Below are 13856 nucleotides of genomic sequence, written 5' to 3'. Positions count from 1 at the left end.
CAGTATTTCGGCAGAATCGGTCACCATAATATCAAACTTGGCCAACTGTTCCGCCATGGTCATCCCCATCACGGTATTGGTTTGATTATTAGAGATCTTAAATAATTGCCCAATACTATTCCCTGCCATAACAGCGTTTCCTTTATAAAATACTTACCAATACCTTCGAGAATACAAGACCCGCGGCTTAGCGACAATAGCAAACAGAGAAAAAAAACAATAAAAAAAACCTGTGGCCATCCAAGATGAACACAGGTTTATCGTGGCCTGTAACAGCCTATAATGATCCGTTACCGAATTATTTAAACGGTGCAAATTCTGCCATTGAAGCTTCGATCTGCTCTTTGCTGATCACGAAGATACCGTGACCGCCATTTTGCATTTCTAACCATGTAAATGGTACTTCTGGGAATTTCTCTTGCATGTGTACCATGCTGTTACCGATCTCAACGAACAGTAAACCACCATCGTTTAGCATATCCGGTGCTTGTGCTAGCATTTTCAGCGTTAGCTCAAGGCCGTCAAAGCCAGACTGTAAACCAATCTCAGGTTCATGTTTGAACTCTTCAGGAAGGTTATCAATGTCTTCTTGATCAACATAAGGCGGGTTAGATACGATCATGTCGTAACGTAAGCCTGTTAGATTAGAGAACAAATCAGATTGAATTGGTGTTACTTGCTGCTCAACACCGTGATCTTGAATATTGATCTCGGCGACTTCAATCGCACCGTGTTCAATATCAACTGCATCAATTTCTGAATCTGGGAATGCATGTGACATGGCAATGGCAATACAAGCACTGCCCGTACACATATCAAGGATACGCATCGGTTCGTGCGTTAACCATGGTTGAAAACCATTCATGATCAGTTCTGCAAATGGTGAGCGTGGCACTAAAACACGTTCATCAACAAAGAACTCTAAACCAGCAAACCAAGCTTTGTTAGTCAGGTATGCAGCTGGAATACGTTCATTAACGCGGCGAACAATGAGTTCAACCAGTTTTTGGCGTTCAGAAGTAAGCAGTTTTGCATGACGAATTTGAGGGTCAATATCTAATGGCAAATGTAGTGTCGGTAGGATCAACTGTACAGCTTCATCCCACGCGTTATCAGTACCGTGACCATAAAAAATACCCGCATCGTTAAAACGGCTAACCGCCCAACGGATAATATCTTGTATTGTAGTTAACTCTTTGACTGCTTCGTCAATAAAAATCCTGTCCACAATTGACTCCAATTTTGGTAAAGTAACAAAATGTTTAATCAACTGAGCTTAGCAGTTGAATCTGGGTAACTAACATTATGTTTAATAAACAAATGAAAAAAAAGATGCTGCAACAAATAGATGTAGCAAAGGAACAGGCACAAGCTGCGCAAGTGAAAGTATCGCAAGCCGCATTGAAACCGGATGAACAAGCTCTTTTCTCTGATAGCATGAAAGGTATAAAACCTTTGGCACAGGATACCATACGCAAAACAAAAATCAGGGCAAATAAACCGAAAACTCAAGCAAATGATTCAATCCGACAAGAATCAGCGCAACGTGAACATTTTTTCTCCGATCAATTTGAGCCGCATATTGCTGACGAAGGGCCGACACGTTATATACGTGAAGGAGTTTCACCTTATGAGTTGAAAAAGTTACGCCGTGGTGATTACGAACCTGAATTACTGTTGGACTTACATGGTTTAACCCAGGAAACAGCCAAAGTAGAAATATCGGCACTCATTGCAGAATGTCGTAAACAGCATATCCGTTGTTGTAATGTGATGCATGGTCATGGCAAGAACATTCTTAAACGCCAATTACCAATGTGGTTAGCGCAGCATCCCGATATCGAAGCATTTCATCAGGCAACAAAAACATGGGGTGGCAGCGCAGCTATCTCAATTCTCGTTGAGTTGACGAATAAAGAAGACTTTTTAAGGTAGTTTATTTTTAAGGTAGCGAATTAATAATGACCGATAAACAAGACCAGTGGTTTGCAGAGCTCGAGAAAGAAAATAACGAACGTCTGGCAGAGATTGAAGCAGCAATGCAGGAAGAAGATAGACTACACGTCATAAAATCAGCAAAGATAAAGGTAAAGGCTGATAAAGCTGCGGCGTTTAACGCCAAATACCCAAGGCTTAGCTTTTTAAAGCGTTACAATGTCATCATTATGATGCTGCTAAGCTTATGCGTTACCGCAGGATTCAATGCCGCCATGTTTCTTGATTAACACGCAGGTTTTGGATTAACTGTAAACGTTATAATTAGTGCTCAATTTTGGTTGGCATACTAAATATAATACCAAAAAACAGGCACAAAAAAAGGTTAGTGCATAACACTAACCTTTAAAGCGAGTTTTGCTAAATAGCAAACCGTTTAATTTCACGATTTACTTCCGAGATACGCATTTTAACATTGTTACCTGCATTACTCGGCATAACTAACAAACCTTGCTGGAACTCTAATAATCCCAAACCTGTGACATAGAGGGTTCCATGAAAAAAACTCTTTACATATTTTGCAATTCGTAATGAGTTAAACTGTTTAAAACTACGCATTTAGCACTCCTTTATACGCTTATATAGGTACCATCCAAGTACCCAAACAGAGGCGGCATAATATACTAACAATGGGGTAATGCAAAGACATTTAACTCTGTATTACCCGTTGTATAAAGTGTAAGCACTAATCATAAACCTTATTAAAAAACCAGTGTATTACTTTATACTTGCAGGTGTTTCTAACCACTTCAAATTAAAAATATTTTCATCTAATTCTAAACAGGCGATCGCAGATGTTGCGAACGCAGGCATATGCTTACCGGCCGTTAACGTGGCGGTTAAATAACTCACCACAGGTAAATGTGAAACCAGTAACACAGTTTGGTAATCATGTTGTGCGACAAGCGCCTTAACATAATCGGCAATAAATTCAGCTTCTCCATAAGGAGTAATGTCTTCACATACTTCGACATTGTTAGCAGTAAAAAAGTTCCCGATAACTTGCCAGGTTTGTGCCGCGCGTATATAAGGGCTGTGTAATACGCAATCAATAGTTGGCTCTATAGCACTTAACCAACTCGCCATATCAACTGACTGCTGGCGCCCAGTACCTGTTAATTCACGTTCAGCATCACTGTTTGCATACAAGCCTGCTTGACCGTGTCGCATAATATAAATCTTCATACCACCACGCTATAATATCTATTGGATCCTGATTAGATATTAACATACCCCTAAAAAACGATTGCATGATAACGCGACTTGATGACAAAAATATTAAAAACCACGTTTAGCTTATGTTTTTCAACATTGTTTTAAACAAAATCATCAAAAATAATTACTTACTGCCATTTTAACGCCATACTAATTTATATTATTGGTAAACAATATTTATGAGTAAACAGTATCGTCATCGGGCGATTTGTTTCTTACGAATAAGATTAAACCTCAGCATTCATTACTGCATTTTAGATTAGCCATTCTTTGACGCCGATCTAAGTTTAATTATTCATCCGATGCAGTCAGCACATGGAGCACATGCCTTGATAACTAGCCCTAATGATCACAAACAATACCGTCACATCAAGCTCCCTAACGGTTTAGCCGTATTACTCATTCAAGATAAGCAGTGTAAAAAATCAGCTGCATCTATGTCTGTCGCCGTGGGGCATTTTGATGATCCTAAGCAACATGAAGGGCTTGCACACTTGCTTGAACACATGCTGTTTCTCGGCACCGATAAATACCCGAAACCGGGAGAGTACCAATCGTTCATTTCCATGCATGGCGGCAGTAATAATGCTTGGACCGGTACTGAATATACCAACTATTACTTTGACATTAACAACAGCTATTTCCATAACGCTCTTGATCGTTTCGCACAATTCTTTATCGCGCCCAGCTTTAATGCAGACTTGTTAGATCGCGAACGTCACGCTGTTGATTCTGAGTACAAACTAAAATTAAAAGATGATGTACGCCGTTTCTATCAAGCCCATAAAGAAACCGTTAACCCGACGCACCCTTTTAGTAAGTTCTCGGTAGGTAACCTCACGACATTAGCCGACACTGAAAACTATACTCTGCGTGAAGAACTCCTGCGTTTTTATGAACAACATTACTGCGCCTCATTAATGAAGTTAGTGATCCAGTCTGAAGTGTCATTAGATAAGCAAGAGCAGATGCTTAAAGAGATGTTCACGGCTATTCCTAATCGTGGTATCAATGCCGTGCCTTTAGCGACACCGCTGTATACAGAAGCCCAATTACAGCAACAAATTTGGGTGGAATCACTCAGCGGTCACAAGAAGCTATATATCTGTTTCCCGCTAGGTGATACCCAGCCTTATTACCAAATCAAACCTCTGAGCTATATCAGTCAGTTAATTGGTGATGAAACCGAAGGCAGTTTACTGTCATTATTAAAACGTAAAGGCTGGGTAACCGCGCTATCAGCTGGCAGTGGCCAAAGTGGCGCTAACTTTAAAGATTACAATGTCATTATGGGCTTAACCAATGATGGCTTTAAACATATCACTGAAATTGTCGATTTTTGCCTGCAATACATCAAGTTGATTAGCGAACAAGGTCTACAAGCATGGCGTTATGACGAGAAAAAGAACTTCTTAGAACAAGCGTTCCGTTATCAAGAGAAAATACCAGCGGTTAAAAACGTTTCACATTTATCACAAAACTTGCATATCTATCCGCCCGAGCATGTAATTTACGGTGATTACATGATGACCGGATTTGATATCGAAGCCTGTCGCTTCTTTTTACAACAGCTCAATGCCAGTAATATGCGTTTAATGGTATCGGCGCCAAACTTAGAAACCAATAAAAAAGCGGCTTGGTATGACACGCCTTATCGCGTGGATGCATTTACAGCGAGCCAACAACAACGCTGGGCAAATGTCGAGATTGATGAGAGTTTGGCACTGCCGATAAAAAACCTGTTCATGAGTTCGTCTTTAGAAGCCCTTGCGCTTGATAAAGCCAATCTGACAAAGACCCCCTGCTTGATTGATAAAAGTGACGGCTTTAAAACTTGGTTTATGCAAGAGCAAGTATTTCATTTACCCAAAGGCAATATCTTCATTTCTATAGACAGTGAATATGCCATTGCCAATATCCATAATATCGCCATGACCCGATTAGCGGTTGAGCTATTAATGGAGCAACTAAACAGCCTGACTTATCAAGCCGAAATTGCCGGCATTAATTACCACATTTATGCCCATCAAGGTGGCTTTACTTTACACCTTGCTGGCTTTGCTCAAAAACAATTCGAGTTATTAAAACTGCTCATCGGTCATCGTCACTTACAAATGGTTGATAGTGACACTTTCTCGAGCATTCGTAATCAGCTGCTTATTTCGTGGGAAAACCAAAAACAAGCGAAACCGATCAACCGTTTATTTTCAGAGTTAACCTCACTGCTGCAACCGAATAATCCATCAAGTGCGCGCTTAGCCAAAGCACTAATGAGTATTAAGCAGGAACAATTACCTGAATACCTGGAGAAAGTTTATCAGAACATCAGTGTAGAGATATTAGTGCATGGTGATTGGCATCAATCACAAGCATTAGAGATAGGCCAGTATGTCAAAGATAAACTGCACCCGTTTAGCTCTCCAGGTAAAGAAACCATACGTAAATTAGTGGATATTCGCGATACTGGTTCTTTGGTGCATGAAGTCGCTGTTGCACATAACGATGCCGCGCTAATTGTTTATTATCAAGCACCAAAAATATCCCCCAAAGAACTGGCTTATTACAGCTTAGCTAATCATGTGATGTCATCTAAGTTCTTCTATGAATTACGCACCCAGCAGCAGCTTGGTTACGTGGTAGGGACAGGAAACATCCCGCTTAATCGTCATGCCGGTTTAATCTTCTATGTGCAGTCACCACATACGCCACCAACAAAACTGCTGGATGCGATCAATGACTTTATTGATTTCTTCCCGTTCGGGATGATCTCATTTACCGAGCAACAATGGCAATCAAGTAAACAAGGCTTAATCTCTAAACTACGTGAACCAGATGCCAACATAAACAGTAAAAGTAAACGCTTGTGGCACTCTATTGGTATTAAAGACATGGACTTTGATAAGTCAGGTAAAATTGCCGAAGAGTTGGAAAAAATAGAGCGTGTTGATCTGATCCGCTTTATGGTAGAACTTAAATCGCGTACTTCTGACCGTTTGATCATGTCAACAATCAGCCAGCCATCTCCACAAGAGGATATAGATGAATACGAAGAGGTTAAGATAGAGAGACTTGAAGGCACCTATATTGATGATGTAGAAACCTTCCAGCAGCAAAGTCATATCTTTAAGCTCTAGGTCTAGGTCTAGGTCTAGGTCTAGATTTCATTAAAATTAATCATCATTAACACACAAAGGCGCTGTTGGTTACTCACCCACAGCGCCTTTGTTGTTAATCTATTGCTCTAAACAACGTGAAACTATCTTAGCTACTTAGACCGGCCCTAACTACTTAAACCGATAAAACTACCAAGGGTAATTAACAGACCACCCGTTGCTTTGTTGATCTTATCTTGATAACGATTAAGCATAGGTTTTAGGCCGCCACGGTTCAGCAGTATAATGAAGCAAGACCACAGTACTGCGGTTTCAACGAAGATAGATAAGCTGATTAATAATTTATCTGATGTTGGCGTTTCAGGCGCAATCACCTGACTGAATGCTGCTACCATGAACATCAAAATTTTAGGATTTAATAGATTACACAATAAGCCGTCTAAATAAGCTTTAGTGGGGCGATAGTTTAGTGTACCCGCATCAACTTCAATTTCACTTTTACCCGCTCGCAGCGATTTAACACCAATATAAATGAGGTAAGCAGCACCTAACCAACGTACTACATTGAATAGCATTGGGTTACTGGAAATAAGTAATGAGATACCAAATAGACCTAACATCATGTGTACAGCCAGACCACTAATGATGCCGCCAACACAATACCAAGCAGCACGTTTCGCATTTAGGCTACCGTATTTTAACACTAGCATCATGTCTGGCCCAGGGCTGAGCATACCAAAGAAGTTAATAACTAATAAAGACACTATAATTTCGTACATGATGCTCACCATTCCATTGCGTTGCAGTCATGATAGAACGCATATTGAAATGAATAAAATGACTTCTTTTACTCCTCTGTAGTCCCATTTGGAATATTGCAGATTAATTGAGCATGTAGTTCATCACGCAACCACTTATGCGCCAAATCATGGTCAAAACGCGGATGCCAGATGATTGCAGCCTGTAAAATCGGTAATTTAATCGGTAATTTTTTTCGCGTAAATTGCTCGCCAATGATGAGTTTATCGGCTATCGAATTGGGAATGGTTAATAAATGGTCTGTTTTAGCAATAATACTAAAGGCCGAAGAGTAAGATGGAATGCGTAATGCCACATCTCTAAATAGCCCTTGTGCCGACAGCGCCACGTCAATATCACTGGATTTATCTGCACCCGAGGTAATAATGCCGTGTGGATACTGGGTGTAGTTAGACAGTGTTAACGGGACCTGCTCTAACGGATGCCCTTGACGCATAATACACACATAGCTGTCTTGCTCTAGTGGTAAATACGAAAGGTGTTTATGCTCAGGGCGGATGATCGTTGCCCCTAAATCAATCTCACCACGCTCCATCGCAGCCAAGGTAAATTTATCCCAATAGGTCAGGTTGAGCTTAATATTTGGTGCATGTTGGTACAAATACGCCACCGCGACCGGCAGAATATAATCGGTCACATAATCGGTCGAAGCAATAGTAAATTCACGTTGCGATTGCAAAGGGTCAAACCCCCCCGTCACCAACAAACCATCAATGTTATTTAAAATCTGTGCTAATACCGGTTTTAACTGCTTGGCTTTTTCAGTGAGCTGACTTTTATTATCAATTTTTATAAGTAAAGGATCGGCAAATATCTCGCGTAATTTAGCCAAGTTTTTGCTCATTGCCGACTGGGTAATAAATTGACGCTGCGCCGCTGCAGTGACTTGCTGTTCTTGCAACAAGTACTGCAAACTAAGTAATAAGTTGAGATTTATACGTTGTAAATTAATCATTTAACTTTAACTTTAAGTCTGCGTTGCCTTCACGATAATCCATTGTGACTTTAAAGCCACAATGTTTAGCTAAATTAATCATGCCTGAATTAGTCGGCATGGTGAATCCAACCATATTTTTTAACCCTGATTGACGGCAGAACTCAATCAGTTTCAACATCAGTGCTTTACCTAAGCCTTGCCCTTTCAAATTTGAGCGTACCGAAATAGCAAATTCAGCTTCACCCGTATCCCAATCAAAGATGGCACGTACCACGCCTAAGGTTTCAGGCTGCCCCATTGGGTTTTTCGCGCTAGCAATAAACGCCATTTCACGTTCATAATCAATTTGCGTTAACATCGCCATTTCAAAATGGCTAAATTTAGAGCGTGCGCCGAAGTAACGTAAATAACGATCATCTGCAGTTAATGAAGAGTCAAATGCTTGGTGCTGTGGTTCATCCTCATGGCGAATGGGTCTTAACAGTACCGCTGTACCATTGGTCATGGTGTAGATACTTTCTAATTCTTTCGGGTACGGTAATATCGCTAACTTCTGCTGTGAGCGTCGACCACGTAAGCCAATTTTAACGTTGTCGATCTTGATATTATACGCTGTGCGTCCTAATTCTAATGGCTCCAGCAAAATAGATTTTATCATCGGAAAATCAATAATCATCTGTGATATACGGGTTAATATTTCACACAAACCGTCCATATTTAAACGCACAGATAAACTACGTTCACGAATAATCCCTTGTTTGATAGCACCGACCACCAGATAACGAGATAACGCCATGTTTAATGGGGGCAAAGCAACGCCGGCATCTTGGTCTATATCCCAGTCACCACCCGCTTCGCCGAGGCAAATAATCGGCCCAAACGCAGCATCATCAATCACCTCAATACGGAACTTATTCACCTCATCTCGCGATAACGTCGTATCGGAGATAATACCATAAGCACTAAGCAGTAAATTAACGCCTTTTTCATTCACTTCTTTTACGCCTTTACGCATCGCTTTATCGATCATCATTTTCGCTTCAGTCATCGAATCTGGATTTAAATCAGCTAATGTTTCAGGTGTTTGGATAAGTTGCTTTTGGTGACGTCTAAATTGCACAACATGATTGAAGGCACTCACCGCCACTTCAGGCGTACCGTATGACGGAATACCGGCTTTAATCAAGGTTTGACGGGCAATACGACCGCTGGTTTCACCCATCCATGAGGTGAATATAATTGGGCCTTTCTTGTTATTTTTAATCAGGTGTGGGATCAATTTTTCTGCCGTGACATGACATGCTTCTGTCACCTGCGGGGCATGGATAATCAGCAGCGCATCGTATTTTGCATCTTCCAATACAATATCAATCACTTTACTGTATGCCTCAGCATCAACACCGCCGAGAATATTAATCGGATTCATGCTGGTGATTTTACCCGGTAATGCTTTTAACAGTTTCTGCTCGGTTTCATAATTTAATTCAGCCAACTTACAGCCTGATTTTAACAGTACATCAATCGCCATATATGCCGGTGAACTGCCATTAGAGATGATCAACATTTTATCACCTCGCACCGTTCGCTTGATCGTCGCAGTGGTTTTGATGGCAGATAATAGCTCAAAGGTATCATTAACCCGTAACATGCCTGAACGTTGGAATGCGGCGGTATAAGCGGTGTTATAAGAGATCTTATTACGTCGCTTTTGCAGTAACTCGGCTGTTCCACCAATATTTGAACTTGAACGTACCACAACAATTGGTTTTTTAAATGCCGCCGCTCTAGCCGCGGACATAAAGCGGCGAGTATCGAGAATATTATCAACATACAGTGCAATCGACTTAGTAAAGCGATCACGACTTAAGTAATCAATTAAATCGGCAAAGTTAACGTCAATACGGGTACCAATTGAAATAAAACAAGAGAAGCCGACACCACGGGTTTCAGCCCAATCAATCATCGATGTAGCAAACGCAGCAGACTGTGAAATAACCGCGACATCACCCGCTGGCGGCGCAACATGAGCCAAGCTGACATTTAATTTAAGACGTGGATTTAATATCCCTAAGCTACTCGGACCTAATACACGGATATTATATTTTGCCGCAATCAAGCCAATTTTTTCCCAAATATCGGCATTACCTTCATAAGGTTCGTCACTAAATAAAATAACCGCTTTACAGCCAACTTCACCTAGCTCTTTAACGATCTTGGGAACAAAGCGAATCGGTGTACAAATCGCCCCAAGATCGGGAGCTATCGGTAAATCACTTGGTTTCTCATAAGCTAAAATCCCACAGACATTATTAGCTTTTAATGATACTGGCATAATCGGACCATCATACTGACTGGCGATTAAATTTTTAACGACCCAATAACCAATACTCTCGGTGCTATTTTTAGCGCCAATAACGGCAATTGATGAAGGTTCTAATAATGCTTTTATATTCAATTGGGACATAGTTATAAGACCGCCTGTTAAATATTACGTTTTCTATAGGGTAATGATTTTTTGACAAAATTACGAGTTACAGCTGCGATTTGATTCCACTTACCCATGATTTTTTTCTGGGTTTCTGTTTCTAGCACTAATGCAGCTTGCTCTGATGCGACCCAAGTTTCATTAAGTAATGATTTCGCCGCGACAATTGCATCCGGTGAACGGGTTTTTATGCTGTCGACAAATGTCATTGCCGCCGCCATTGGATCGTCACAAACATGCGTAACCAGGCCATACTTTTCAGCTTCAATACCGCTAAACTTGCGTCCCGTCATCGTGAGTTCTTTGGCAATATCGATACGGGTAAGTTCACGCATGGTCACCATGCCACTCATATCTGGGATTAACCCCCATTTAATTTCCATTACCGAGAATTCACAATCTGCGGTGCTATAACGAAAATCTGCGCCGAGTGCAATTTGCAGCCCGCCACCAAAACATACACCGTGTGTCACGGCAATGACAGGGACAGGGATTTGACGCCACAGATAACCGACCTTTTGTGCTAAGTTAGCCAGTTCACCTTCTTCGCGTTTTAATAATTTACCGGGGTTGAGGGGGTTTTTGATAATACTTTTGACATCAAGACCAGCGCAGAACACCTTACCATCACCGCGAACAATGACTGCTCGGATGGCTTTATTATCGGCGAGTTCTGTCGCTGTATTATCTAATGCATGAAACATATCCATGTCTAAGGCATTATATTTAGAGCCTCGATTAAGGGTGACTATCGCCACTTCATCGGTGATTTCCACGGTGATACGTGGTTGTTTTGCGGCAACTTGACTATTTGGCATCTCTTAACACTCCTTGTGTGATACCAACAGCAATAAATAGACCTCTTATTTAATGCAATTGATATTAGATTCAATAATAAATCGTATAACAAGATAGTAGTGTAAAGAGCAATTATTGTTCATGACATATCTCAAGCTTTGAGATTATTAGAGTAAATACCCGAATAATATGGAAATACCATACTTAGATTCAAATACAGGGTCTGTTATAGTTTTTATTTAAAACCACACCATGGTTTGTGCTGCAAGACCAAGTTTATTTGAACCGCCATAACTTGCTGCAAGGTCAAGTTGGAAAATGTTAAACGGTGATAAACCTACACCTGCGGTAAATACTTGGCTTTTATTACCTTGTAAATCGTACATATAGCCGGCACGAAACTGTACCGCTGACTCTGAACCTATTTCACCACCAATTTTCAGCATTTGAGTATTATCAAAACTATCCCCCACTCCAGATAATGTATTCATATCTTCATAACGCTGTGTGGCATTTAAATCAATATCCATCGCAAGCATCGCATAATTACTGCTCCAACTAATGCCAGTCGTTACGACAGGATGTAGAGTATAACTAGCACTAGAGCCATTCATTGGTTTTAAATCAACTTCTTGTGGTATCAAATTTTTAACTGCCGCACCGACACTTAAACCATATAACAATCCCATCTCCATGCCTAAATCAAGATTAAAACCTTTTTCATCACTGCTAGCACCGTCTTTGTACTTGTCAGGATCAAAATCATTAACGACTTCGGAGTAGTTATAAGTGGAAATAACATTATATTTCGGTGAAAAGCCAAAATGCATACCACCATAACGAGTATCAAACTTACGCGCAAAAGTCATTCCTAACTCTAAAACAGAGATTGCGTATACGCTTACTTTAGAATTGATATCGCCGGGAACTACATCTGCAAATGCTAATGAATCGGCATAGCCTTTGATAAATAGATTGGTGGAGTAATAACGTGTAGGTACTGATGCAACGAGGCCAAAGCCAGCTTCGTAATAAGCTTTATCACCAATAAGTTCTAATGGATCAGACGGTAGATCATTAAATAAATCATTTTCATCATCAATTTGTAAGCCGAGCACTGGGGCTAGTAAGCCAAAGTCATCACGTACGTCATGCTTTGCCGCCATTGCCGGGTTATGAAACGAAGCGGTGACATAATCTGCCGTCGTGACACCAACACCACCCATAGCATATGAACGCGCATCAAATTCCGTCGCCAGCAGCGAGCAACTTGTGAGTGCAAATCCCAGAGATAGAGGTAATAATAATGCTTGGCGGCGTTGAATTTTCATCAGCTCATGAATCCTTATGATATTTGAATTGCGACATCTTCCATCGCACAAATTATAAGATTTATATCGTCATTATCGCTAACAACTTTAGCCAATTTCGTGCTGCCATCCAAAAAATCAGCTAAACATACTACTTATAGGTTAATTTGTAACGGACATCACAATACCGCTAGCAATAACGATGCTCAGTATTGCAGCAATCAAACCTTAAACGCGAGTTTTTGATTGACCTTTTCGAAGGGATTACCTAAAGTAGCCCTCGTTATATATCATATAATAATCTGATTAGGTGACGTGTCCGAGTGGCTGAAGGAGCACGCCTGGAAAGCGTGTAAAGGGTAACCTTTCGAGAGTTCGAATCTCTCCGTCACCGCCATTCCCCTCTTGTTGTACTACCTTTAAAATCATTCAAAAAGCACTGCTAATCTATATCAACAATGATCTATGTTTTATTGCTGATCCAAGCAGAGCTACTTGCTAACCTTATCCGATAACAAGCAATCTACATCTACATCTTGTGTCAGTCCCTAAAGACGTGAAAAAGAAATCAAATTCAATATCAGCGTCTGCTGCCGAATCAACTAGATTCAACTTGAAGCGACTAGCCAACTCCATTTTCAAACGCTGCTCAGCATAAACAAGTGCTTCTGTTTTACTGATAAAATGCGTGCGTACAAAGATGGATTGTGAGAAAAAGACGCGTAAACGTAGAGTTGAACATGAACATCCTTGTGAAAAATAGTAATTAACGAACTTTATACTACATGTTGTCATGTAATACCAAAATCATTGCTTACTACTCCCCCACATTTAAGCCGAGTTAAGATTCGCGATACAGATATATCATGTTTAAATTATCGTAGGTAGGTGAATAGAGTTAAAATAACGAACCTCACCTGTTCCACCACCTATTTCATTATCAATTACAGTTTCTGTTTATTACTATATTGTTCATACCAATAACCGAGCGTATAAAGGCAAATTGTCACATCTGTGATGGCAAAGGAAATGAAGTCTACATTTAAATGTGCGGTTTCTGGATTGAAAAAATTCGACATGAATAAATACACCATGAATAATTTTTCAATAAACGAGTAAAGCATTATCGAACCACGCCACAGCACAATGAACGCAGATAGCGTGATAAAGAACCCCATCAAACC

General features: G+C 40.5%; 11 protein-coding genes, 1 tRNA gene and 1 pseudogene. 4 read left to right on the top strand and 9 right to left on the bottom strand.

The features are described 5' to 3' along the window. Positions 1-298 precede the first annotated feature (298 nt). Positions 299-1228, bottom strand: a complete 930-nt coding sequence (prmB, locus tag QNK26_RS17290; RefSeq protein ID WP_319225250.1) for a 50S ribosomal protein L3 N(5)-glutamine methyltransferase — start codon at positions 1226-1228, stop codon at positions 299-301. Between the two features lie 77 nt (positions 1229-1305). On the opposite strand from prmB, the gene smrB reads away from it, so the two are divergent. Together smrB and QNK26_RS17280 are read left to right on the top strand one after the other, a co-directional pair. After that, positions 1306-1935 carry an endonuclease SmrB gene (gene smrB / locus QNK26_RS17285; RefSeq protein WP_319225249.1) on the top strand — a complete coding sequence of 210 codons (630 nt, stop codon included), beginning with the start codon at positions 1306-1308 and terminating at the stop codon, positions 1933-1935. A 26-nt stretch (positions 1936-1961) separates the two neighbouring features. Continuing rightward, positions 1962-2225 carry a hypothetical protein gene (locus QNK26_RS17280; RefSeq protein ID WP_319225247.1) on the top strand — a complete coding sequence of 88 codons (264 nt, stop codon included), beginning with the start codon at positions 1962-1964 and terminating at the stop codon, positions 2223-2225. Positions 2226-2355: 130 nt separating this feature from the next. On the opposite strand, the gene QNK26_RS17275 is transcribed toward QNK26_RS17280, so the two are convergent. Continuing rightward, the gene (locus tag QNK26_RS17275) at positions 2356-2553 is read right to left on the bottom strand and encodes a DUF1107 family protein (RefSeq protein WP_319225246.1); all 198 of its coding nucleotides are present in this window, start codon (positions 2551-2553) and stop codon (positions 2356-2358) included. Between the two features lie 159 nt (positions 2554-2712). Further along, positions 2713-3180: a phosphohistidine phosphatase SixA gene (sixA, locus tag QNK26_RS17270; RefSeq protein ID WP_319225244.1), complete on the bottom strand. Its 468-nt coding sequence runs from the start codon at positions 3178-3180 to the stop codon at positions 2713-2715. Positions 3181-3539: 359 nt separating this feature from the next. Here sixA and QNK26_RS17265 point away from each other — a divergent pair, with 359 nt between their 5' ends. Next, complete coding sequence (locus QNK26_RS17265) at positions 3540-6344, top strand: insulinase family protein (RefSeq protein WP_319225242.1); 2805 nt, start codon at positions 3540-3542, stop codon at positions 6342-6344. A 146-nt stretch (positions 6345-6490) separates the two neighbouring features. On the opposite strand, the gene QNK26_RS17260 is transcribed toward QNK26_RS17265, so the two are convergent. The 5 genes from QNK26_RS17260 to traF form a co-directional block, all read right to left on the bottom strand. Beyond that, positions 6491-7102, bottom strand: coding sequence for a LysE family translocator (locus tag QNK26_RS17260; RefSeq protein ID WP_319225240.1), 612 nt, complete (start codon positions 7100-7102; stop codon positions 6491-6493). 68 nt (positions 7103-7170) lie between these two features. After that, complete coding sequence (locus QNK26_RS17255) at positions 7171-8097, bottom strand: LysR family transcriptional regulator (protein ID WP_319225239.1); 927 nt, start codon at positions 8095-8097, stop codon at positions 7171-7173. After that, the gene (locus tag QNK26_RS17250; RefSeq protein ID WP_319225238.1) at positions 8090-10543 is read right to left on the bottom strand and encodes a bifunctional acetate--CoA ligase family protein/GNAT family N-acetyltransferase; all 2454 of its coding nucleotides are present in this window, start codon (positions 10541-10543) and stop codon (positions 8090-8092) included. The genes QNK26_RS17255 and QNK26_RS17250 overlap by 8 nt, the downstream gene beginning before the upstream one ends. A 17-nt stretch (positions 10544-10560) precedes the next feature. Further along, positions 10561-11382: a crotonase/enoyl-CoA hydratase family protein gene (locus tag QNK26_RS17245; RefSeq protein ID WP_319225237.1), complete on the bottom strand. Its 822-nt coding sequence runs from the start codon at positions 11380-11382 to the stop codon at positions 10561-10563. A gap of 219 nt (positions 11383-11601) precedes the next feature. After that, on the bottom strand, positions 11602-12693 hold the full coding sequence (traF, locus tag QNK26_RS17240) for a conjugal transfer protein TraF (protein WP_319225236.1): 1092 nt from the start codon (positions 12691-12693) through the stop codon (positions 11602-11604). Positions 12694-12981: 288 nt separating this feature from the next. Here traF and QNK26_RS17235 point away from each other — a divergent pair. Then, positions 12982-13069: transfer RNA gene (locus QNK26_RS17235), tRNA-Ser, on the top strand. A gap of 547 nt (positions 13070-13616) precedes the next feature. On the opposite strand, the pseudogene QNK26_RS17230 reads toward QNK26_RS17235, so the two are convergent. After that, positions 13617-13856, bottom strand: a pseudogene (locus QNK26_RS17230) (hypothetical protein); the annotation flags it as partial.

Origin of the sequence: Moritella sp., from assembly GCF_033791185.1 — a bacterium.
Classification (GTDB): Bacteria; Pseudomonadota; Gammaproteobacteria; order Enterobacterales; family Moritellaceae; genus Moritella.
Note: the sequence above shows the minus strand (reverse complement) of the source record. Positions and strands in the feature narration are given on the sequence as shown.

What these genes read in the sequence shown, in the direction of transcription:
- QNK26_RS17255 (WP_319225239.1), bottom strand. Translation starts at nt 8,097, where the DNA reads ATGATTAATTTACAACGTATAAATCTCAACTTATTACTTAGTTTGCAG.
- traF (WP_319225236.1), bottom strand. Translation starts at nt 12,693, where the DNA reads ATGAAAATTCAACGCCGCCAAGCATTATTATTACCTCTATCTCTGGGA.
- sixA (WP_319225244.1), bottom strand. Translation starts at nt 3,180, where the DNA reads ATGAAGATTTATATTATGCGACACGGTCAAGCAGGCTTGTATGCAAAC.
- smrB (WP_319225249.1), top strand. Translation starts at nt 1,306, where the DNA reads ATGTTTAATAAACAAATGAAAAAAAAGATGCTGCAACAAATAGATGTA.
- QNK26_RS17245 (WP_319225237.1), bottom strand. Translation starts at nt 11,382, where the DNA reads ATGCCAAATAGTCAAGTTGCCGCAAAACAACCACGTATCACCGTGGAA.
- QNK26_RS17260 (WP_319225240.1), bottom strand. Translation starts at nt 7,102, where the DNA reads ATGTACGAAATTATAGTGTCTTTATTAGTTATTAACTTCTTTGGTATG.
- QNK26_RS17280 (WP_319225247.1), top strand. Translation starts at nt 1,962, where the DNA reads ATGACCGATAAACAAGACCAGTGGTTTGCAGAGCTCGAGAAAGAAAAT.
- QNK26_RS17250 (WP_319225238.1), bottom strand. Translation starts at nt 10,543, where the DNA reads ATGTCCCAATTGAATATAAAAGCATTATTAGAACCTTCATCAATTGCC.
- QNK26_RS17275 (WP_319225246.1), bottom strand. Translation starts at nt 2,553, where the DNA reads ATGCGTAGTTTTAAACAGTTTAACTCATTACGAATTGCAAAATATGTA.